Origin of the sequence: Mesorhizobium sp. B2-3-15 (assembly GCF_006442875.1) — a bacterium.
Taxonomy (GTDB): Bacteria; Pseudomonadota; Alphaproteobacteria; order Rhizobiales; family Rhizobiaceae; genus Mesorhizobium; species Mesorhizobium australicum.
The window spans coordinates 311,736-333,441 of the sequence record NZ_VFVO01000002.1; the positions used below are offsets into that span (position 1 = coordinate 311,736).

At 62.9% G+C, this 21,706-nt stretch carries 18 protein-coding genes and 1 tRNA gene; 6 read left to right on the forward strand and 13 right to left on the reverse strand.

Features of this window, described 5'->3' with window-relative positions; genetic code table 11:
* Positions 1–118 precede the first annotated feature (118 nt).
* The 3 genes from mmsB to chvE all read right to left on the reverse strand — a co-directional run bounded on the left by mmsB (position 119) and on the right by chvE (position 4,174).
* Positions 119–1,411, reverse strand: a complete 1,293-nt coding sequence (gene mmsB, locus FJ954_RS05560; protein WP_015319284.1) for a multiple monosaccharide ABC transporter permease — start codon at positions 1,409–1,411, stop codon at positions 119–121.
* Positions 1,408–2,940, reverse strand: coding sequence for a multiple monosaccharide ABC transporter ATP-binding protein (gene mmsA, locus FJ954_RS05565; protein WP_140660687.1), 1,533 nt, complete (start codon positions 2,938–2,940; stop codon positions 1,408–1,410). The genes mmsB and mmsA overlap by 4 nt, the downstream gene beginning before the upstream one ends.
* 163 nt (positions 2,941–3,103) lie before the next feature.
* Entirely contained in the window at positions 3,104–4,174 is a 1,071-nt protein-coding gene (gene chvE, locus FJ954_RS05570) for a multiple monosaccharide ABC transporter substrate-binding protein (RefSeq protein WP_015319282.1), read from the reverse strand.
* Between the two features lie 292 nt (positions 4,175–4,466).
* Here chvE and FJ954_RS05575 point away from each other — a divergent pair, with 292 nt between their 5' ends.
* Entirely contained in the window at positions 4,467–5,456 is a 990-nt protein-coding gene (locus FJ954_RS05575) for a LysR family transcriptional regulator (protein ID WP_140660688.1), read from the forward strand.
* Positions 5,457–5,541: 85 nt separating this feature from the next.
* On the opposite strand, the gene FJ954_RS31450 is transcribed toward FJ954_RS05575, so the two are convergent.
* A complete protein-coding gene (locus FJ954_RS31450) occupies positions 5,542–5,808 on the reverse strand; it encodes a hypothetical protein (protein ID WP_181171003.1) in 267 nt (88 codons plus the stop codon).
* Between the two features lie 364 nt (positions 5,809–6,172).
* Here FJ954_RS31450 and FJ954_RS05585 point away from each other — a divergent pair, with 364 nt between their 5' ends.
* Positions 6,173–6,934, forward strand: a complete 762-nt coding sequence (locus FJ954_RS05585; RefSeq protein ID WP_140614736.1) for a Stf0 family sulfotransferase — start codon at positions 6,173–6,175, stop codon at positions 6,932–6,934.
* Between the two features lie 66 nt (positions 6,935–7,000).
* Here FJ954_RS05585 and FJ954_RS05590 read toward each other — a convergent pair.
* From FJ954_RS05590 to FJ954_RS05610, 5 genes are all read right to left on the reverse strand, one after another.
* Positions 7,001–7,074, reverse strand: a tRNA-Gly gene (locus FJ954_RS05590).
* 52 nt (positions 7,075–7,126) lie between these two features.
* Entirely contained in the window at positions 7,127–9,058 is a 1,932-nt protein-coding gene (locus FJ954_RS05595; RefSeq protein ID WP_140660689.1) for an acyltransferase family protein, read from the reverse strand.
* Between the two features lie 206 nt (positions 9,059–9,264).
* Positions 9,265–10,758, reverse strand: coding sequence for a hypothetical protein (locus FJ954_RS05600; protein ID WP_140660690.1), 1,494 nt, complete (start codon positions 10,756–10,758; stop codon positions 9,265–9,267).
* A complete protein-coding gene (locus FJ954_RS05605) occupies positions 10,755–11,231 on the reverse strand; it encodes a GtrA family protein (protein WP_224588043.1) in 477 nt (158 codons plus the stop codon). The genes FJ954_RS05600 and FJ954_RS05605 overlap by 4 nt, the downstream gene beginning before the upstream one ends.
* A 13-nt stretch (positions 11,232–11,244) precedes the next feature.
* The gene (locus tag FJ954_RS05610; protein ID WP_140660691.1) at positions 11,245–12,273 is read right to left on the reverse strand and encodes a glycosyltransferase family 2 protein; all 1,029 of its coding nucleotides are present in this window, start codon (positions 12,271–12,273) and stop codon (positions 11,245–11,247) included.
* 342 nt (positions 12,274–12,615) lie between these two features.
* On the opposite strand from FJ954_RS05610, the gene FJ954_RS05615 reads away from it, so the two are divergent.
* Positions 12,616–12,879 (forward strand): DUF6460 domain-containing protein, encoded by a 264-nt coding sequence (locus FJ954_RS05615; RefSeq protein WP_023770995.1) that lies wholly within the window; start codon positions 12,616–12,618, stop codon positions 12,877–12,879.
* A gap of 3 nt (positions 12,880–12,882) precedes the next feature.
* Here the strand turns inward: FJ954_RS05615 and FJ954_RS05620 are convergent, their stop codons facing one another.
* A complete protein-coding gene (locus tag FJ954_RS05620) occupies positions 12,883–13,785 on the reverse strand; it encodes a histone deacetylase (protein ID WP_140660692.1) in 903 nt (300 codons plus the stop codon).
* Between the two features lie 131 nt (positions 13,786–13,916).
* Here FJ954_RS05620 and FJ954_RS05625 point away from each other — a divergent pair, with 131 nt between their 5' ends.
* Complete coding sequence (locus FJ954_RS05625; protein ID WP_140660693.1) at positions 13,917–15,257, forward strand: MATE family efflux transporter; 1,341 nt, start codon at positions 13,917–13,919, stop codon at positions 15,255–15,257.
* Here the strand turns inward: FJ954_RS05625 and FJ954_RS05630 are convergent.
* Positions 15,250–16,329 (reverse strand): quinone-dependent dihydroorotate dehydrogenase, encoded by a 1,080-nt coding sequence (locus tag FJ954_RS05630; RefSeq protein WP_140660694.1) that lies wholly within the window; start codon positions 16,327–16,329, stop codon positions 15,250–15,252. The genes FJ954_RS05625 and FJ954_RS05630 overlap by 8 nt on opposite strands.
* The gene (locus tag FJ954_RS05635) at positions 16,326–16,676 is read right to left on the reverse strand and encodes a DUF952 domain-containing protein (protein WP_140660695.1); all 351 of its coding nucleotides are present in this window, start codon (positions 16,674–16,676) and stop codon (positions 16,326–16,328) included. Before FJ954_RS05635 ends, FJ954_RS05630 begins: the two co-directional genes overlap by 4 nt.
* 107 nt (positions 16,677–16,783) lie before the next feature.
* Here FJ954_RS05635 and FJ954_RS05640 point away from each other — a divergent pair, with 107 nt between their 5' ends.
* Both FJ954_RS05640 and FJ954_RS05645 read left to right on the forward strand, forming a co-directional pair.
* The gene (locus tag FJ954_RS05640) at positions 16,784–17,218 is read left to right on the forward strand and encodes a hypothetical protein (protein WP_140660696.1); all 435 of its coding nucleotides are present in this window, start codon (positions 16,784–16,786) and stop codon (positions 17,216–17,218) included.
* Between the two features lie 122 nt (positions 17,219–17,340).
* Entirely contained in the window at positions 17,341–18,000 is a 660-nt protein-coding gene (locus tag FJ954_RS05645) for a response regulator transcription factor (protein ID WP_015319247.1), read from the forward strand.
* A 131-nt stretch (positions 18,001–18,131) separates the two neighbouring features.
* Here FJ954_RS05645 and FJ954_RS05650 read toward each other — a convergent pair whose 3' ends face one another.
* Positions 18,132–21,641, reverse strand: a complete 3,510-nt coding sequence (locus FJ954_RS05650) for a PAS domain-containing hybrid sensor histidine kinase/response regulator (protein ID WP_140660697.1) — start codon at positions 21,639–21,641, stop codon at positions 18,132–18,134.
* Positions 21,642–21,706 lie beyond the last annotated feature (65 nt).

Consider the following 21,706-nt stretch of genomic DNA (forward strand, 5'->3'; position numbering starts at 1 on the left):
ACGCTTCGTCCGGATTGCGTTCGCGAGCCTGGTCCTTCCCCGGACTTCTTGGTGCCGACGGGCTGCCGGCAGCTTCGCGATCTAGAACCCGTATGCCTCCTAGTCCTCGTCCCAGCCCTCAAGCCTTGTTCTTGTTGTAGACGTCGAAGATCACGGCACCGAGCAGCACCAGGCCCTTGACCACCTGCTGCCAGTCGACATTGACGCCCATGATGGACATGCCGTTGTTCATCACGCCCATGATGAAGCCGCCGACCACCGCGCCGATGACCTGGCCGACGCCGCCCATCGCCGAGGCGCCGCCGATGAAGACGGCCGCGATCACGTCGAGCTCGCTGCCGAGGCCGGCCGCCGGCACGGCCTGGCCGAGACGTGCGGCGATGATCAGCCCGCCGAGCGCCGACAGAACGCCCATATTGACGAACACCCAGAGCGTCAGCCTTTCGGTGTTGATGCCCGACAGTTGCGCCGCCTTGGCGTTGCCTCCCATGGCGTAGATGCGGCGGCCGATGGTCATGCGCTTGGTGACGAAGACGAACAGCGAGATCAGCACGCCCATCACCAGCAGCACGATCGGCAGGCCCCGATAGGTCGCGAACTGGAAGACCAGGAAGAGCGCCAGTGCGCTGCCGACCAGGGTCTTGATGACGAACAGGGTGAAAGGCTCGGCCTCATAACCGTGGAGTTCGCGCTTGCGTCGCGTCCTGAAGCCGAAATAGGCGTAGGCGAGCACCGCGATCAGGCCCAGCACGACTGTCGTCATGTGAAGCGTCAGGCCACTGCCCAAAACGGTCTTGCCGGCCGCGTTCACCGTCGGCGGGATCAGGGTCAGCGGACCGATGACATCGGGGATGAAACCGGAACTCAGCGCCTTGAAACTGTCGGGAAGCGGGCCGACCGAGGAGCCGCCGCCAAGCAGCGCCTGGCAAATGCCGCGGAAGATCAGCATGCCGGCGAGCGTCACGATGAAGCTTGGTATGCGGTGATAGGCGATCCAGTATCCTTGCGCGCCACCGATCAACCCGCCGACGATGAGGCAGACGATCGAGACAACGAGCGGATTGCTGAATATGCCGAGCGGCCAGATGACCATCATCATGGCGGCAAGCGCGCCGATGAAGCCGGCGACCGATCCTACGCTGAGATCGATGTAGCCGGCGACGATGACCAGCAGCATGCCGAGCGCCATCACGATGATGAACGAGTTCTGCTGCACCAGGTTGCTGAGGTTGACCGGTTTGAACAGCGTTCCCGACGTCGTGTACTGGAAGAACAGCATGATGACGATCAGCGCGATGATCAGGCCGTATTCGCGCAGGTTCGTCGTCAGCGCCGAGACGGCGACGCGAGGACCCTGCTTGACGTCCTCGGCGGTGCCGCTTTGGGGTGCGGGAGCGCTGTCTGTGCTCATGATGCTTTTCCTTCTCCGCGAACAATGGCGCGCATGATTTTTTCCTGGCTGGCGTCACTTGCCGCCATCTCGCCGACGATGCGTCCCTCGTTCATGACATAGATTCTGTCGGTGATGCCGAGCAATTCCGGCATTTCAGACGAGATGACGATGATCGCTTTGCCCTCGGCAGCAAGGCGAGCGATGATTGTATAGATTTCGTACTTGGCGCCGACGTCGATGCCGCGCGTCGGCTCATCGAGGATCAGGACTTCCGGGTCGGCGAACAGCCATTTCGACAGCACCACCTTCTGCTGGTTGCCGCCAGAGAGGTTGCCGGTCAGCTGATAGACGCTGGAGGCGCGGATATTGGTCTTCTTGCGATAGTCGTTGGCGACGCTCATTTCGCGCATATCGTCGATCACGCCGCCACTGGAAACGCCGCCGAGGTTGGCCAGCGTCACATTGTGCTTGATATGGTCGATGAGGTTCAGCCCATAGGTCTTGCGGTCCTCGGTGACATAGGCGATGCCGTTCTGCACGGCCTTGCCCACTGTGGAAAGGTCCACGGGCTTGCCGTTGAGCAGCACCTCGCCGCTGATGCGCCGGCCATAGGAGCGGCCGAACAGGCTCATGGCGAATTCGGTGCGACCGGCGCCCATCAGTCCCGCTATGCCGACAACTTCGCCCTTGCGCACCTTGAGGTCGATGCTCTTGATCACTTGCCGTTCGGCATGGATCGGGTGGTAGACGGACCAGTCCTTGACCTCGAAAATGACGTCGCCGATGCTAGGTTCGCGCGGCGGGTAGCGATCGTCGAGGGATCGGCCGACCATCGAGGTGATGATGCGGTCCTCGCTGATGTCCTTCCTCGGCAATGTCTCGATCGTGCGCCCGTCGCGGATCACCGTCACCTTGTCGGCGACGCGGTTCACCTCGTTGAGCTTGTGGGAGATCAGGATCGAGGTCATGCCCTGCCGCTTGAACTCGAGCAATAGATCGAGCAGCGCCTGGCTGTCCTTCTCGCTGAGCGATGCTGTCGGCTCGTCGAGGATCAGCAGCTTCACTTCCTTGCTGAGCGCCTTGGCGATCTCGACCAGCTGCTGCTTGCCGACGCCGATATGGGTGATCAGCGTCTTGGGGTCTTCCTTGAGCCCGACTTTCTTCAAAAGCTCGGCCGTGCGCGCCTCGTTGGCGTCCCAGTCGATGACGCCGTATCTGGCTTGCTCGTTGCCGAGGAAAATGTTTTCGGCGATCGACAGCATCGGCACCAGCGCAAGCTCCTGGTGGATGATGACGATGCCCTTGTGTTCGCTGTCATGAATGCCTTTGAACTGGCATTCCTGGCCCTGAAAGATGATCTGGCCATCATAGGTGCCGGAGGGATAGACGCCCGAAAGCACCTTCATCAGTGTCGATTTTCCGGCGCCGTTCTCGCCGACCACGGCATGGATTTCGCCTTCCTCGACGTGGAGGTTGACGTTCGACAGCGCCTTCACGCCGGGGAACGTCTTGGTGATGTCGCGCATCTCCAAAATCGTCGAGGTCATCAGGGCAAGCTCCTCCTAGACTTTCTTTTTTAGGCGATTCCTGACGGAAAACCGCTGCGCAATTTTCCGGGAATGGCTCTAGGCCGGCAGAGACAATACCGGGGCCGCTTGTGAACGAAAAGGGGCCCTGCGTCGCGCAGGACCCCTGCCTTTGTAACCGGGATTACTTCAGGTCTTCGGCCTTGATGTAGCCGGAGTCGACGACCAGGGCCTGGTAGTTCGACTTGTCGACCTCATGCGGCGTCAGCAGGATCGAGGGAACCACCTTGACGTCGTTGTTGTAGGTCTTTTCGTCGAGGCCTTCCGGCTTGCCGCCGGAGAGCACCTTGTCGACCAGCTGCACCGTGGCCTTGGCCAGTTCGCGGGTGTCCTTGAACACGGTCGAGTACTGCTCGCCCGAGATGATCAGCTTGACCGAGGCGGTCTCGGCGTCCTGACCGGTCACGATCGGCCAGGGCTGTGCGTCGGTGCCGTAACCGACAGCGCGCAGCGAGGCGGTGATGCCGCGCGACAGGCCGTCATAGGGTGACAGAACGCCATCGACGCGGCTGCCGTCCGAGTAGTTGGCCGACAGAAGGTTGTCCATGCGCGCCTGGGCGGTGGCGGCGAGCCAGCGCAGCGTGCCGACCTTGTCCATGCCGGTCTGGCCGGACTTGATCTTGATCGAGCCGTCGTCGATCAGCGGCTGCAGGACGGAGATCGCGCCATTGTAGAAGAAGAAGGCGTTGTTGTCGTCGGGCGAGCCGCCGAACAGTTCGACGTTCCACGGCTTGGTGTTCGGGAAACGCTCCTTGAGGCCCTTGACCAGGGAATTTGCCTGGATCACGCCGACGCCGAAATTGTCGAAGGTGGTGTAATAGTCGACATTCTTGGTCTTCTTGATCAGGCGGTCATAAGCGACGACGACGACGCCCGCGTCGTTGGCCTTCTGCAGCGCATCCGACAGCGTGGTGCCGTCGATCGAGGCGATGATCAGCGCCTTCGGACCCTTGGTGATTTCGTTTTCCAGCTGGCTGAGCTGGTTGGGGATGTCGTCCTGCGCGTATTGCAGGTCGACAGTGTAGCCGAGCGCCTCGAGCTGGGATTTGACGGCGTCGCCGTCATTGATCCAGCGTTGCGAGGTCTTGGTCGGCATCAGCACGCCGACAAGACCCTTGTCGGCCGCGTGCGCCTGATAGGTCATGGCAGCGATGCCAAGGGCCGCCACGGCGGCCAGCGTCTTGATAATCTTCACATTACTCTCCCTGGTTGATGGACGCGACACCTCGGGGCTTCGCGGGCCGCGCAGCCAGACAGGAGCGCAAACGCGCCGCTGTCGGCATTATCGATCTCCGGTATCCTCCCAATCGGCTCCGCGACGCAGTTTCAATCGATACGATTTTGATCGCCACCGACCCTTGCGTCCCGGAACGCGCGAAGGGTGGGTCCCTTTGCCATAACTGTCAAATGCGATCTTTGGTGGTTGCTATACCGAAACCGGTATGATCTAGCATCCGGAAAGCAATCGGCGAGAAAGCTGGGAGATCATGGCGGCATTGCGCGATCCCGATGCGATTCCAGTAAGTTACGAGAAGCTCCCGGGAGACGGGGAGACACTCCTGCGCAGTGGCTTGAGCTTGCGCCACATGCGCATGATCGCCGCCCTCGACGATCACGGACGGGTGAGCGCCGCGGCCCAGGTCATGAACATCTCCCAGCCGGCCGCTTCGCGCATGATCGCCGAGATGGAGGCGGTGCTCGACGTGAAGCTGTGCGAACGGCTGCCGCGCGGAGTGACCCTCACTCCCTATGGCCAGGCGCTTGCCAGGCGGGCCCGCTCGATCCTGCTCGAGATGCGCGAAGCCGATCGCGAGATTACCGAGCTCAAGGCCGGCAAGGGCGGTTCGGTGTTCCTCGGCGCCGTGACCGCGCCGGCGATCGAATTGGCAGTGCCGGCGATCCGTGAAATCCGCCGCATCTATCCGCGCATCGAGATCACCATGCAGGTCGAGACGTCGAACGTGCTCGCCCGCGAGCTGATCGGCTCGCGCCACGACTTCATCATCGCCCGCATTCCCGACGACCTCAATCCACGACTGTTCGAATCCCGTGTGATCGGCGTCGAGAAGGCCTGCCTGATCGTGCGCCGCGGCCACCCGCTCGCCGGAGGCAATGTGGTGCGGCTGGAAGACACCGCTGCCTATGACTGGGTGTTCCAGTCGGGCGGTTCGCCCTTGCGTCAGGCGATGGAGAGCAACTTCCTGAACCGCAACATCGCGCTGCCGGACCGGATCTTGAACACCAGTTCGCTGCTGCTCACGCTGGTCATGGTCGCGCAATCCGATGCCATCGCGCCGGTCTCGGTGCAGGTGGCGAAGTTCATCCAGAACCCGGACGGGCTTGCCGGCGCCATCGATGTCGTCCAAACCGAATTCGACATCGAGGTCAGGCCTTACAGCCTGATCACCGTCAGGAATCGCGTACTGTCGCCGGCTGCCAAAATGCTGCATGATTTCATCCTGCGCGAAGTGGGGTGATGGAACGAGAACCGCTGCCGCGCGTTCAAACCGTTCGGCATGCGCGCTGGAGCCCGTTGCGGGCGAGGAAACGAGGTGTCGACGATTAACAACTCGGGAGGTTTTTATGGAACGTCGGTTGTTTCTTACTGGAATGCTTGGCCTCGCGGGGGCAGCGGCGTTTGCGAGCGTGGCCGGACCCGGCCGCGCGGTAGCCGGTGTTCCCCAGGGAAACGGAATTCTCGATGAACTGGACAAGCCGGATCCGGCTGTCTTCGAAGGGGATGAAGCGGTCGAGGTAGAGCAGGTCTCGCATCGCGACTGGCATTTTCGCCGCCATCATGGCCACGATGGCTACTGGCGTCGTCGCCACGGGCGTCGCCGCGGCTGGAGACGAGTTTGCCGCAGCTACTGGCGCCATGGCCGCCGCCGTACCCGCTGCTGGCGCGAGCGCGTCTGGCTCCGCGTATGGCTGTAATCTCTTCTTGCTGACGCATAAGCCGGCCACCGCAGGTGGCCGGCACCTGTGTTCAGGCTCTTCAAGTCCGGCGTTGATTACCCAACTGTAACGTGTTTGGGACTCGCACTTTTGCCTAGCTGCCGCCGAATCGGCGGAACCATATGAGCCTTTGTCCGTTGAAGCCTGTTTAAAGCGGAGCTTTGACCATGCCGAGGGACCATCAAGAAGAACGGCATTCTGCAATCAAGATCATGCGTGCCGCGGAGAAGCGGCACGCATGAAGGGCGTCGCCATACTGACCGAAGCCCGCAGCGGCTCCGAATGGCTTGGCAGTCTCACGAACAGCACGGGATTGTTGGGCAAGTCGGCCGAGTGGCTCGATACGGCCAATCTGGGGTGCAAGCCGAAATCCTTCGATGACCTGATGTCCGCCGTGATCGATCGCGGCGGAACCGCAAACGGCACGTTCGCCGTGAAACTGTTTCCGCGGCATCTTCACTGGTCGCAGGCCAGATATGGAGTTGACTTCCTCGCTGAATGCAGCCGGCGCCATGCCATGGGCTTGGTCCTGCTGGAGCGGCGGGACCGCCTTCGCCAGGCGATTTCCTATTGCCGGGCAAAGGCGTCGGGGCACTGGAAAAGCACGATGGACGGCGCCGATCTGGTTCCGCGATACGACTTCGCCGGCATCTGCCAGGCCTATTTCCTGATCGAGCAGAGCTATGCCTTCTGGGAAGCTTACCTGCGGCTGGCCGACCTGGCATACGATCACTTTTTTTATGAGGATTTGTTGGACGATCCTCGGCCGTACGTTGCGTCGGTGGCCCGGCAGTTGTCGGTTGAAATGCCGGACGGAGAGTTCGAAACGAATTTACGCCTGCAGCGGGACGATCTCACCGAAGACTGGGCGGAGCGGTTCCGCAACGACGTCAAATCGGAAGACTTGCTGGCGCATCTGCCCAGGAAGGTGGCGCCGCGGAACATCAACAATCTCGCCCGGTTCCTCCTCAAGAAGCAGATGCTAACCGGACAGGCCTAGGCGAATCCCGATAGTGCTGCCAATCGGACAGGGGCCGGGCTAGGCAATCGGCTTTTCGCATCAGACTGGAGCGGGTAGCGGGAATCGAACCCGCGCGTTCAGCTTGGGAAGCTGACAGGCTACCATTACATCATACCCGCGCTGCAGCCTCGTTATCATGACGGCATGGCCTCGGGCAATCGCAAACCGGTCTCACAAGGCGGGCTTCGCCAACTCACCGGTGACGGTCGGCGTTGGCTCCCTGGCCTTTGCGACTTCGCCGCCGGCGGCGAAGCTCGGCCAGTATTTCGAGATGGCCAGCGTCGCGCCGGCGGAAGAGAAATGGCCATAGTCGAAATAGAGAAACTGCTTGCTGCCGGCATCCGCATAGGAGCAACCGGTTGCGTCGCACAGATAGGTGAGCGGGTCGATGAAGGTCGCGCCGTTGGCGAAGAGTTGCACCTGCTTGTTGATGTCGGGATCCATGGCCATCGGCCAGGATGTATTCGCGGCGCCTTCGTGTTTTGCAAAGAAAGCGATCTTCTGGACGTCGGCGATGAACTCCGGAGACTGGCCGATGACATAGACCTTGACACCCATGTCGCGTAGCCGGTCGATCGTCGTCTGCAGGCCATCGAAGCCCCTGGCCTGGTAGTCGGTCCATCGACCGCTCAGGATCACCGCCTGGATATTGGCATCACGGATGATCGACAGCGCCCGTTCGTTGAAGCGGGTGCAGGCCGGCCGGGCATAGGAAAAATAGCTCAGGTTGGGTGGGCAGCCGGCATAGGTATATTGGACGACGTTGGCCTGGATTTTCTGCGCGTTGGCTTCCAGGCCCGATACGTAGTGAGCCGCGAAGGAATCGCCCCACAGCAGCACATTGGTGGCAAAGCCGTGCGTGCGCGTGCAGTCGGCAAGGTTCCAATCCTCGATCCGGCTCGCACCCTCATTGAAGCAGACACCGTTGCGCCAGTCGCCCACCAGGATCCGTTGCGTCGAGAAATCCGGGAACCGCTGCGGAAAGCCCTTGCCCAGCACACCGGCCAGACCGCCGACGCACAGCAGGGCGATCGCCGTCGCCGAAAAGGCGAAGATCGGCAGCGGGGCGGTGAAGGCCCGCTTCCGCCGGAAAGGCTGCTCGACATATTTCCACGAGAAGGTCGCCAGGGCGACGCTAGCCACCGTCATCGCGACGATCATCGGCACCGAGATGGCCTTCAGCGAGAGGTAGTGGACGAAGGAGTTGATCGGCCAGTGAACAAGGTAGAGCGAATAGGAGATGAGGCCGATCCAGACCATCGGGGCGAACTGAAGCACACGCGTGGCGAGGGGCACGGGTCGGTTCGCATGGTTCTGGCCCGCATAGATCAGCAGGGCCGTTCCGACGCAGGGAAACAGGGCGTTATAGCCCGGAAACGGGTCGCTCTCCGAGATCGTCAGGAAGCCGAAGCCGAGCAGTGCAAAGCCGGCCAGGCCGATCAGTTCCGTCGCCGGCCGGCTGGCAAGTGGCGGCGGCCTTTTCAGCATCAGCATGGCGCCCAGCGCCAGTTCCCAGATGCGTGTCGGCAGCAGGTAGAAGCCGGCGGTCGGCGCCAGCGTGGTCGCCATCACCGCCAGGGCAAAACTGCCGATGGTGATGGGCAGAAGTATCGTCAGCCAGCGCTTCGAGGCATAGCGGTAGATCAGATAAACCAGGATCGGCGCGAAGATGTAGTACTGTTCCTCGACCGAAAGCGACCATGTGTGCAGCAGCGGCCGCAGTTCGGCGTCGATCGAAAAATAGTTCGTCGTCTTCCAGAAATAGATGTTCGACCAGAAGGTCGAGGCAGCGATCACGCTGAGGCTGAACTCGTGCAGGTCCGACGGCAGGAGGATGAACCATGCCGCGATGCTTGCAAGCAGGATGACGAAGGTCAGCGCCGGCAGGATGCGCCGTGCGCGGCGCCAGTAGAAGCGGCCGATCGAAAACTGGCCGCGCTCGAGATCATCCAGCAAGCTGCCGCTGATCAGATAGCCCGATATGACAAAGAAAATATCGACGCCGGTGAATCCCCCTGGGATGGCGGACACGCCAAAATGAAAGAGCACCACGGGCAGCACGGCAACGGCCCGCAGGCCGTCGATGTCGCGCCTGTAGTTCATTCGGACAGTCCGCGGCTCGCGGCCCGCCGATCTCGTGCGAAGCATGCCACGCCGCTCATGCGACGATGCCTTGGTTGTGCGAAAAATCGTGACGCGTGGGGTTCACAGGCTCTCCTCTGCGAAACGATTTTGCTGCACTGCAACATGAGTGTCAAGCCGGAACGCCATGCTTTGGACGCCGGCGCAGCCGGTTTGGAAGCGGCCGGTCAGGTTGCCGGCAGGTAGATCACGGCATGGTCATCGGCATAGGCCCGCTTCCAGCCCAACTCGGCGAAGAAGGGGATGCGGGTATCCGCGGCTGTAAGCAGTGCCCAGCCGATGGCGTATTTCTTCAACTGCGCCTCGAGCAGTGGTTTTCCGCCGGTCTGCCCCGTCGCCTCATCCGCTTTCGTGAACCCGCCCAGGAACAGCTGGTCCGTCCTGCCGTCGACATAGGTCTTGATGTCGTGGAAAATCAATGTGCCGCCGAAATTGTAGGAATTCAGCACATTGCCTGCGAGGTGGTGATCCCTGGCGAACGCAAGGGCGCCGCTGGCTGATGTCTTTGGGCTCGGCGCGACCTGGTAGGCGGCGTTGTTGAGCGCAAGCATCGCAACGACCAGCGACACCGCCGTCGCGCCGCGGAGCAGATGGAACCGGCTGGCGAAGAATTTTTCCAGTCCGTCGCGCTCTTCTTTCAGCCAGGCGCCTGCGGACAGGGCGGGATATTGGCGCGCGACCTCGACCGCGACCACCAGGGGAACAAGCAGGAAGAACAGATAGACGAACCGCAGATGCGAAAGGTAGACGTGCAAGGTGAAGACGATGAACAACGCCTTCGCCCAGCCGATCCGTAGCCTCGATGTCAGAAGCCCGAAAAAGGCCAGCAGTATCGCGGCTTCCTGGAGGACCTGTTCCTGGGCATTGAACGGCCGCCACTCCAGGATCAGCGGCACCGCCTCATTGCCATAGGCGACGGTGAGCGTGGCCAGGATGGCCTGCACGCCATAAGGGTGTATCAGGCTGACCAACGGACAGAGCAGGCCAAACGCCACCCACTTCGCCAAAAGTGCGGGTTTCGACAGGCCGGTGCGCGCCAGCAGATCGAGGCCGGCGAAGGCGGCGATGATGAAGCTCAGAGTGAACGTGGCATGCAGGTTCGCCCACAATACGACCAGACCGAGCAGCCAGAGCGGCGGGGCCTTCTCGTCCTGCGCGGCACGAAACAGCATCGTCGTCCAGACGACGATGATCGGCAAGGTGAAGACGTGCGGGCGCGCCGTATAGATCGGGCTGATCAGGAACGCCGCGACGAATGCCAGCGCTACGGCCAGGACCGGTTTCAGGTGCGCGCTGAGGAACCATCCCGACAGGAAGACCGCGAGACAGATCGTGCCGATGATCAGCGTGACCACGCCGTTCCAGCCACCCGCGCTGTAGGCAAGGGCCAGCAGAACCTGCCCCAGCCATTCCTTGGCGATCCACGGTTGGCCGGCGAAGGTGTAGGAATAGGTGTCGACGGTCGGAAGCGTTCCGTTTGCCAGGAAATCCAGCCCCACCTTGACATGCCACCAGCTGTCGGGGTCCTGCAGGGTTGCGCTGGCAAAGGTTGCCAGAACCGTCGCCATGACACCGGCGCCGATCAGGCAGAATATCAGCCTGGCGCGCTGTGCGTCCTCGAGCGGCGAGAACACTGGAACGATTGCCTCGACCTTGTTCATGTCGCCGCTCCAGGGGATTTCATGTCGATCGCGACCAAGACAGTGTCCTTTGCCGCGCCGACGAAGACGAAACGGGCCGAGCCGAGATAGAAGAGGACCGAGTAGAGGCAGTTTCCCGCCAGGTGGACAAACGGATTTTCGACGATGCCGGCGGACATGGCGGCGACCACTATCGTCAGGTTTGCGGTATAAGCCACAACGAAGGCAAGCGCATACCGCACGGCCGTGCCGGAGCGAAAACCGCCCGCGCGGCCGAAGGTCCAGCGGCGGTTGAGGAAGAAGCCAAGGACAAGGCCGCCGGCATAGCCGGTCATGTTGGCGGCGATGTCGCCAAGGCCCAGCTTCAGCCCGGCCAGGATAAGACAATAGCCCAGCGCCGTGTTGAGCAGCCCGACCGCGCCAAACCGCAGCATCCGCGAAAAGCCGGCCGGAACAGCCGACCATATCCCGCCCATGGCGTGCCCGTTACCCACGGTCGACCCTACCTCAACGACGCGCCGCCCGTTTCACTATTTCCTGGAGGCGGTGGACCGGCAGGTCCTGGTCCTCGGCCGCCGCCTGGCTTCGTGAAACGATTTCGTTGACGAAATAAAGCGGTCGCCGCTTCGTCTCCATGTACATGCGGCCGAGATACTCGCCGAAAATGCCCAGCACCAGAAGCTGGACGCTGCCCAGGATAAGCATGATCGCGGCAAGGCTCGTCCAGCCCGGCAGAACATTGCCGATAGACCATTCGAACAGCGTATAGCCAAGCACGACCAGGCCGAGCAGGCCGAACATCATGCCCAGCAGCGAAGCGAAGCGCAAAGGCACGATCGAAAAGCTGGTCATGGCGTCGACCGCCAGAAGAACCATCTTCTTCAGCGGGTAGTGCGTTGCGCCGGCAAAGCGCCGCTGCCGTTCATAGGGAAAGGCGGCCTGCCTCAGCCCGATCCAGCTCACCATGCCGCGAATAAACCTGTAGCGTTCGGGCATCGCGATCAGATGGTCCAGCGCGCGCCGGCTCATCAGCCGGAAATCTCCGGAGTCCGGCGCGATCTCGACATCGACCATCCGGCCGAGCAGGCGGTAGAACATCGAGGCGGAGGCCAGCTTGAACCAGCTTTCGCCCTCCCGTTTTACCCTTTGGCCGTAGACCACGTCGAAGCCTTCATCCATCTTCGCCATCATCGCGCCAAGCAGTTCGGGCGGATCCTGAAGGTCGGCGTCGAGAATGAGGATGCGTTGGCCGCGGCAGAATTCCAGCCCGGCGCTCAAGGCGATCTGATGGCCGTAGTTGCGGGCAAGGTCGATGGCGACCACATGGTCGTCTTTTTCGGCCAGTTCGAAAACGGCCTCACGGGTTCCGTCGGTCGCTCCATCGATGACGAGCACGACCTCGTAGGAGAGGCTTTGCTCGAGGCATGCCGCGCTGACGCGTCGATGAAGCTCCGCCACGCCGTCGCGCTCATTGTAGCAAGGCACGACGACCGACAATATGGGTGCGCGGTGCGCGCCGATTTTTCCCGTTCCCACCAAAGCCTGGCTCCCGCTTTGGAATGGCAATAGCGGCAATTGGTTAGAAAACAGAAAACAGGTAAGCCGGGGTCGCGCGGCCGCCACGCTTTTGGCGGCGCCGATGGCACGTGTCACGAACGAACCGGCAGTTCCATGCGGATGCGGGCACCGCGCCATGAGCCCGCCAGGATCCGGCTTTCACCAGCTGCGGCAGAGCAGAGCGCCCTCCCGATGGCGCCCAACATCTGCCGCGGCTTATCAATTCCCCCGCACCGGCCCCTGGCGGCTTGATGGATGGCCGCCAAGCACGTATCTCTGCGCCGTGCCCATGAGTCGGGGCATCTCAATCGGGAGACGGCCTTGTCCGCACTGACGCGCTTTCTCGGCGACTCGCCGCTCAGGATTATTCTGAAGCTGCTAGTGGTATCCTTTCTCGTCGGCCTGGTTATGAACGCTTTCGGTTGGTCGCCGATGGACGTGTTCTACGGCATCCAGAAGTTCTTCATTGATCTATGGAATCTCGGCTTCCACGCCATCGACCGTTTCCTCGGCTACATCCTGCTCGGTGCCGCGATCGTCGTGCCAGCCTTCATCCTGCTCAGGATCGCCAACTACCGGAAGTGACCTTCAGGCATAGTCCGATGCGACCTCGAACAGGATGGCGTGGCGCGCGGCAAGTGCCGGCACATCGGTGGAATAGCCGCCGCCGATGACACCGCAGACGGGAATGCCGAGCGCCCGGAAATGGCCGATGACCATCTTGTCGCGGGCGCGCAGGCCTTTGTCGGAAAGCGACAGCCTGCCGAGCCGGTCCTCGGCATGGACGTCGACGCCGGCATTGTAGAAGACGATGTCCCAACGCGCCTTGGCCGACAGCTCCGGCAGGATGGTATCGAGCCTTTCGACATAGGCGGCGTCGCCCGTGCCGTCGGGCAGGGCGACGTCGAGGTCGGAGGCGATCTTGCGCACGGGGTAGTTGCGCTCGCCATGCATGGAGAAGGTAAAGGCGCGTGGCTCGTCGCCCAGAATATCCGCCGTGCCGTCGCCCTGGTGCACGTCGAGATCGACCACCAGGATACTGTGTGCCGCGCCCTCTTCAAGCAGCACCAGCGAGGCGACGGCGACGTCGTTGAAGGTGCAGAAGCCGGCGCCTTGCGCGCGCCGCGCATGATGGCTGCCGCCGGCGGTGTTGCAGGCAATGCCTTGACGCAAGGCAAGCCGCGCCGCCGCCACCGTGCCACCGGCGGCAAGCTGCGCGCGCAACGAGACGCGCGGGCCGACCGGAAAGCCGATCTCTCGCTCGATTTTTTCAGGGACTGAACAAGCGATGACCTGCTCGACATAATCTGCCGCATGGGCGAGCTTAAGCCACGACGCAGGCGCGGGTTCGGCTGTATTGAGCGCCCCGGCTCCGGCTAGGCCGCGTGCTCGCAGGGCCTCCATCAGCAGCGGATATTTGCTCATCGGAAAGCGATGGCTGGTCGCGAAGCCGGCGTCGTAGTCGGGATGGTGGACGATCTGCAGGGGCATGAACTGGTCGGACGGTTTCGCGCCAGAGCGGGATTTCGGTTGGCCGCCGCGGAAGGGCGATTGCGCGGTGGCCGGAAAATGGGGCACATCGGTTCCCCGATCAAGCCGCAAATCAGCAAGGCAGCAATCCTTTGGACAAGGGCGCCATCCCAGCCGACACCAAAGTATTTTCCGTCACCAACCGGTCGGTGCTTGCCATCGCCGTGCCGATGACGCTCGCCTATCTCACGACGCCGCTGCTCGGCCTCGTCGACACGGCTGTTGTCGGCCAGTTCGGTGACGCCGCCTTGCTTGGCGGCCTGGCCGCCGGCGCGCTGGCTTTCGACGTCGTCTTCACCACCTTCAATTTTCTGCGTTCGGGCACCACCGGTCTCGTCGCCCAGGCCTTCGGGCGTGGCGACGCGCTGGAGGAACAGGCGGTGTTCTGGCGTGCCGTGCTGATCGCGGTCGTTGCCGGCGTCGTGCTGGCAGCGCTTTCACCACTCATCGCCGTTGGCGGCCAGTGGTTCATGGACGCCGGGCCACGCGTCAGCGACGCGATGGGTGTCTATATCAGGATCAGGCTGCTTGCCGCCCCGTTCTCGCTGATCAACTACGCCATCCTCGGCTACGTGCTGGGGCGCGGCGAGGGCGGGCTCGGCTTGATCCTCCAACTGGTGCTGAACGGCACCAACATCGCGCTGTGCTTCCTGCTCGGCCTTGAGCTCGGCTGGGGTGTTTCCGGCGTCGCCTGGGCAACCGTCACCGGCGAATTCCTCGCCATGCTGCTTGGTCTCGCGATCGTGGTTCGCCGGTTCCGATCCACCCCGCCCCTGCCTCGGCAGCGCCTGCTCGATATGGGCGCCTTCCTGCGCATGCTGTCGCTCAACCGCGACATCATGATCCGCTCGTTCTCGCTGCTCGCCGCCTTCGCGCTGTTCACCCGCCAGGGCGCGCAGTTCGGCACGGTGACGCTGGCCGCCAATGCGGTGCTGATGAACTTCTTTCTCGTCGCCGGCTATTTCCTCGACGGTTTCGCCACCGCCGCCGAACAACTCGCCGGCCGCGCCGTCGGCGCGCGCTCCGAACAGCCCTTCCGGCAGGCGGTGCGGCTGACCCTGTTCTGGGGCCTTGGTCTGGCCGGTGCCGCGACGCTGGTGCTGCTCATGGCCGGCACCAACCTGATTGCCGTCGTAACGACGTCGCAGGAGGTCCGCGCAGTGGCCGACACATACCTGCCTTGGGCCGCCTTCACCGCGCTGAGCGGTGTGCTCGCCTTCCAGATGGATGGTGTCTTCATCGGCGCGACCTGGTCGCGCGACATGCGCAACATGATGCTCTTGTCATTCCTCGCCTTTGCCGCCGCGCTGATCACGCTGGCGCCCGCCTTCGGCAATCACGGCCTGTGGGCGGCGCTGCACGTCTTTCTGCTGGTGCGTGGATTGAGCCTGCTGACAATTCTGCGGCTGCGGATGCAAACCGCGTTCAGTTGAGCGTCTTCGACGCCCATCGGTCGAGATGGCTGTCGCGCAACTCGCGCATCGACCTGAGTTTTTCCGTCTCGGCAAAACGTGCCATTCCGGCGACGATCCGGCCCGGCAGCGCCGGTCCGCCATAGATCATGCCGGTGTAGAGCTGGACGAGATCGGCGCCGGCGCGGATCTTTTCCAGAGCCGTCTCCACTGAGTTGACCCCGCCGACACCGATGATGGCCATTTCGGGCCCGAGCAGCTTGCGCATCCTGGCCAGCACGATGGTCGAGCGCTCGAATAGCGGCTTTCCCGAAAGCCCGCCTGTCTCCCGCGCGGCATCGTTGCTGCGCAGCGCCGGGCGGGAAATGGTTGTGTTGGAAACGATGATGCCGTCGATCTGCTTCTCGATCACCTCGGCGGCGATATCCTCCAGTTCGGCCTCGACCAGGTCAGGCGCGATCTTGAGGAAGATCGGCGGCTGCGCGGACGCCGCGGCACGCGCGTCCCTGACCCGGGACAATAATTCGCCGAGCTGCTCGCGCGCCTGCATGGTGCGCAGGCCTGGTGTATTGGGCGAGGAAATGTTGACGGTGAGATAGCTGGCATAAGGAGCAAAGCGGGAAACGCCGCTCTCATAGTCGCCGACGCGGTCGGTGCTGTCCTTGTTGGCACCAATGTTGACGCCGACGATGCCGCCGCGCCCCAAGCGCGCCACAAGCTTTTTTTCGGCGGCCGCATGGCCCTCATTGTTGAAGCCCAGCCGGTTGATGACAGCTTCATCCGATGTCAGCCGGAAGATGCGCGGCTTCGGGTTGCCGGCCTGCGGCAGCGGCGTCACCGTGCCGACTTCGGCAAAGCCAAAGCCGAGGCCAAGCAGCGCGTCGGGTACTTCGGCGTTCTTGTCGTAGCCAGCCGCCATGCCAAGTGGGTTCGGGAAATCGAGACCGCAAAGGCTGACCTTCAGCCTCGTATCGCGTACCGTCCGCGCGCCGCCCGGCAGGCCGCAGCGCAGTGCCGCGATCGACAGGCCATGCGCGGTTTCCGGATCGAAGGTGAACAGCAGTTTCTGGCCGATCCGGTCGAGCACGCTCATTGCCCCTCCAGGGCCGGGAACTGGTGGGTACCGTCGGCCCCAAGCGGCAGCGGCTTGACCCAGAGCACCGCTTTCAGGTCGAGCACGCCGTAGAGGTGCGGAAACAGCGCGCCGCCGCGCGAGATTTCGTATTTCAGCGCGTCACCCAGGCGGGTTCCGTCGACGGCGACCAGCAGAAGGTCGGTCTGGCCCTGGAAATGCTTTGCCGCGGTTTCCCTGGCCTGCGCCGCCGTCGAAAAATGGATGAAGCCGTCGGCGGTGTCGATCGGCGCTCCGGCGAAGCGGCCTTTGGCTTCGGCCTCGCGCCAAGGCGCTTGCGGAGTTATCTTGTAGATAATCTGTGACATGGTTGCGCTATAATCCGAACCAGTCGCGCGGGGAAGGCCAGGCCAAGGGTCTTCCCCATTTCCGGCGCAAACATGCGATATTTGAGGCCTTGGCCATGGAGGACAACATGCGTCTGCAGCACATCTTGATCCCCGCCGCGCTCGTTTCGCTGGTCGCGGCTTCAGCTTATTCGGAAGAAACGGACCGCTACCGGCTGGAAAAATCGGCCACCGGCTATATCCGCATGGATACGCAGACCGGCGCGATGTCGATCTGCGAGGAGCGTTCGGGCCAGCTCGTCTGCAAGATGGCGGCCGACGAACGCGCCGCCTACCAGGACGAGGTCGATCGCTTGCAGGCCTCGATGAAGGCGATGGACGAGCGCGTCACCAAGCTGGAGAATTCGCTCTCCGCCCGTCTCGAATCGAAACTGCCGAGCGAGGAGGATTTCAACACGACGATGAGCTACATGGAGCGCTTCCTGAAGAGCTTCATGGCCATCGTCAAGGATATGGACAAGGACAGCGGCGACGGCGCCCGGCCCAACTCGCAGAAGACCTGAGCGCCATAGACGAGGGAAAACGCGGCGCGCTGGCTTTGCCGCTTGAAAACAGTGCGCAGCCCCTCATAATCGTCCAACTGATCCCGCAAAAAGCAGTAAATCGGGGATTCGGGGAGGGACATTTGCCGTCAGGCTATTCTTTCGTGATCGCCGACGATCATCCGCTGTTTCGCGGCGCGCTGCGCGAGGCGCTTGCCGGCATCGGCAATGTCGCCGCCATCCATGAGGCCGGTGATTTCGAAAGCGCCAAGGCGCTGGTCGTGGCCAATGAAGATGTCGATCTGGTGCTGCTCGACCTGTCGATGCCCGGCGCCAGCGGCCTCTCCGGCCTGATCTCGTTGCGCGGTATCCATCCTGCGGTGCCGCTGGTCGTGGTGTCGGCGCATGACGACCCGGCGACCATACGGCGTGCGCTCGATCTCGGCGCCTCCGGTTTCATCTCCAAGTCGGCCAGCATGGAGGAAATCCGCGGCGCCGTGCAGTCGGTGCTTGCCGGCGACATCGCGGCACCTGTCGGCGTCGATCTCGGCGTCGAACGCGATCCCGAAATATCGGACCTGATCAAACGATTGCAGACGTTGACCCCGCAGCAGACCCGCGTGCTCGGCATGCTGGCCGAGGGCCTGCTCAACAAGCAGATCGCTTATGAACTCGGCGTCTCCGAGGCGACGATCAAGGCGCATGTCTCGGCCATATTGCAAAAGCTCGGCGTCGACAGTCGCACCCAGGCGGTGATCCTGCTGTCCAAGATAGGCAGCGACCCGCTGCAGCCGGCGGGCTGAGTGCCGGCTGCTTGGCTCAGTCGGAACTTTTAACTTCGGCTCGCCGGATCGGCCTGTTCCGATGCTCGCCGACATGTTCTGCGCCTATCTCGAAACCCTGGAGCACCAGGCCTGATTCAGGCGCTTCGATGTCACTCCGCCGCCCGCACCATCGGCCTGAACCTGGCCATCATCGAACGCAGCACCGCCGGCTTCAACGGCTTGTTGATCATCGGGATGTCGAGGCCTGCCGCGGCTGCTCGTACCTCGTTGGAACGGTCGGCCGTGACCAGCACGGCCGGCAGGTCGTCGCCGTGGGTGGCTCGCAGCCTGATAATGATATCGAGACCGGTTTCGCGGTCGAGATGGTAGTCGGCAAGCACGATGTCCGGACGGTCGATCGCGGCCCTCTCCAGATCCTCCGAGCCGGTCACCGTGGCGACATTGCAGCCCCAGCCCTCGAGCAGCAGCCGCATGCCCTCGAGGATACGGATGTCATTGTCGATGCACAGCACATGCAGGCCGGAGAGCGAAGCCGCCGCGCGGGCCGGCGCCCTGGTCTCGACCTCGCGTCGCGGCACCTGCGCGGCCGCCACGGGCAGGATGACGGAAAAGCGCGTGCCCTTGCCCGGGTTGGAGAAGATACGGATCTCAAGCCGCAACACCCTGGCGATGCGGTCGACGATGGACAGGCCAAGACCAAGACCTTCTGCTTCGCGTGCGCCTTCGTCCAGTCGGGTAAACTCATGGAAGACGGTGTTCAGCTTGTCACCGGCGATGCCAATGCCGGTGTCGATGATCTGGATTTCCGCCAGTTCGCCGCGCCGCCGCACGCCGACCAGGATGCGCCCCTGGCGGGTGTACTTGATGGCATTGGAAACCAGGTTCTGGATCAGGCGGCGCAAAAGGTTGCGGTCCGTCATCACGGTCAGTGAGGACGCAGTGATGGTCAGCTCGAGCTTCTTTGCTGCGGCCATCGGTCGAAAATCATTGCGGATCTGGCTGAGCAGGCCGTCGAGGTTGAAGGCGGTATCGTCCGGCTTCATGGCGCCGGCATCGAGGCGCGAAATGTCGAGCACGGCGCCGAGAATGGTCTCGACCGATTCCAGCGAGGATTCGATGTTGATGGCCGCCTTGCCGGCCGGACCCTTGCCGGCCTTCTCGATCAGCGAGGAGCAATAGAGCCGGGCGGCGTTCAAGGGCTGCAGGATGTCGTGACCGGCGGCGGCAAGGAAGCGCGTCTTGCCGAGATTGGCCTCCTCGGCGAGCATCTGGGCCTGCGCCAGTTCCTCGTTGACCCGGGTCAATTCCTCGTTGACCCCAGTCAGTTCGATGGTGCGGGTCTTGACGCGCTGCTCCAGTGATTCATTGGCGCTTTTCAGCGCGAGATCCTGTTCGACGCGGCCGGAAATGTCGGCATAGGTGGCGACGATGCCGCCGTCAGGCATCGGGTTGGAGCGCAGTTCGAGGATGCGGCCGCTGGTCTTCAGCTCCATCTGCCAGGGGCTGACGAAGCTGGTCAGCCGGTTGAGCATCGTCACGCGCTGGTCGGCGGGAATGTCGCCGCGTTCGGCCAGATGGCGAAGGATCTGGTCGAGCGAAACGCCGACCTGGCCCATCTCGTCGGGCAGGTCGAACAGCGCCCGGTATTGGCGGTTCCAGCAGATCAGCCGGAAATCGCGGTCGAAGACGGTAATGCCTTGCTCCATCTGGTCTAGCGCGATCTGCAGCAGGTCGCGGTTGTGCTGCAGCGCTTCCGTGGCGTCGTCGAGCAGGCGGAAGGCGTCGCGGGATTCGCGGTCGTGGCGCCGGAACAGCAGCGACAGGATCAACCGTGCCGAGGAGGAGCCGACGGCGCTGGCCAAAAGCTGCTCGGAAAAGCGGATGACGTCCATGCTGGCCTGCTCGTTGCCATGCAGCGAGGTACCATTGCTCTTCTCGAAGGATTGAAACGACCGCTCGGTTCGTTCGACGCCGAGATAGCGTGCGATCGTATCCTTGAGGTCGTTGACGGTGATGGCGGTGCGGAAGCGGCGCAGGCTCGGCATCGGTCCGGCTTCGCGCGGCACGAAGATCGATGCCTGGATGCGCTCCAGCGGTACCGACGCGCGCGACAGTGACCCGAAGACGAAAAACAGCGCGTTGACCGAAAGGCTCCACAGCACGCCGTGGTTCAGTGGCTCGGCGACGGTGCCGAACAGTGCCTGCGGCCGCAGTGCCTCGAAGCCGAACAGTCCGTGGACGATGATGCCTGTATCGGGCGCGACGAGCGACGGGACCAGCAGCGTATAGCCCCAGACCAGGATGCCGGCGACCATGCCGAGTGCCGCACCCCGGCCATTGGCGCCGCGCCAGATCAGCCCACCAACCAGGGCAGGGGCGAACTGCGCGATCGCGGCGAAGGACATCAGGCCGATCGAGGACAGCCGGGCGCTGTTGGTGCTCTCGCGATAATAGAGAAAGGCGATGAACAAAAGGATGAAGATCGACGCCCGCCGCACATTGAGGATGAGCGTCGACCAATCCTCGTTCTCGGAGGTGGTCGTCCGCAACAGCCGGCGCACGAACAGCGGGATGATCAGGTCGTTGGAGATCATGATCGACAGCGCCACGCTCTCCACGATGACCATGGCGGTTGCCGCCGACAAGCCGCCGATGAAGGCGGCCATGGCCAGGAAATCGTGGCCGCTGAACAGCGGCAGCGACAGCACGTAAAGGTCGCTGCTCGTCCTCGCGCCGACCAGCGTCAGGCCGGCAAAGGCGATCGGCAGCACGAACAGGTTGATCGCCACGAGATACAGCGGGAACACCCAGGTCGCGGTGCGCAGTTCGGCCTCGCTGCGGTTCTCGACGATGGTGACGTAGAACTGCCGCGGCAAAAGGATGATGGCGAAGCCGCTCAGGCACGTCAGCACCAGCCAGGTGGCCAGCGATGTCGAATAGCCCATTGCCTGCCGCACCTGGCCATTCTCGGCCAGCCGGTCGAACATGTCGCCGGGGCCGCCGAAGATCAGGAAGGTGACCATCAGGCCGATGGCCAGGAAGGCGGCGAGCTTGACCACGGTCTCGACCGCCACCGCCAGCACCAGCCCATCCTGGTGTTCGGTGGCATCGGCATGGCGCGTGCCGAACAGGACCGCGAACAGCGCAAGCAGCATGGCGACGACCAGCGAGATGTCGCTGACAAACGGATCGAAGGATGGCGGCGAGCCCGTATAATGCTCGACCATCAGGCTGACCGAGCCGGAGATCGCCTTCAATTGCAGCGCGATATAGGGCACGGCGCCGATCGTGGCGATCAGCGTGGCGATCGCGGCCACGGTGAAGCTCTTGCCGTAGCGGGCGCCGAGGAAGTCGGCGACCGAAGTGATCTTCTCGGTCTTGGCCAGCCGCACGATGCGGTTGAGCAAGGGAAAGCCGAACACGAACACCAGCACCGGGCCGGTATAAATGCCGAGGAACTCGAGGCCGCGTTCGGAGGAAAGGCCGACCGAGCCGAAGAAGGTCCAGGACGTGCAGTAAATGGCAAGACTGAGCGCATAGATGAAAGGTCGCGCCCTGCTGGGCCCTGACAAGGCCGAGCGGCGGTCGCCCAGGCTGGCGATGGCGAACAGCAGCGTCACATAGGCGATCGCGATGATGACGATGAACAAGCCCTGCACGCCGGCAAGATCCTCCCTGTGCCGATTTTCACCTGGCCGGGTCAGACGCAATCACAGCTTGGGCG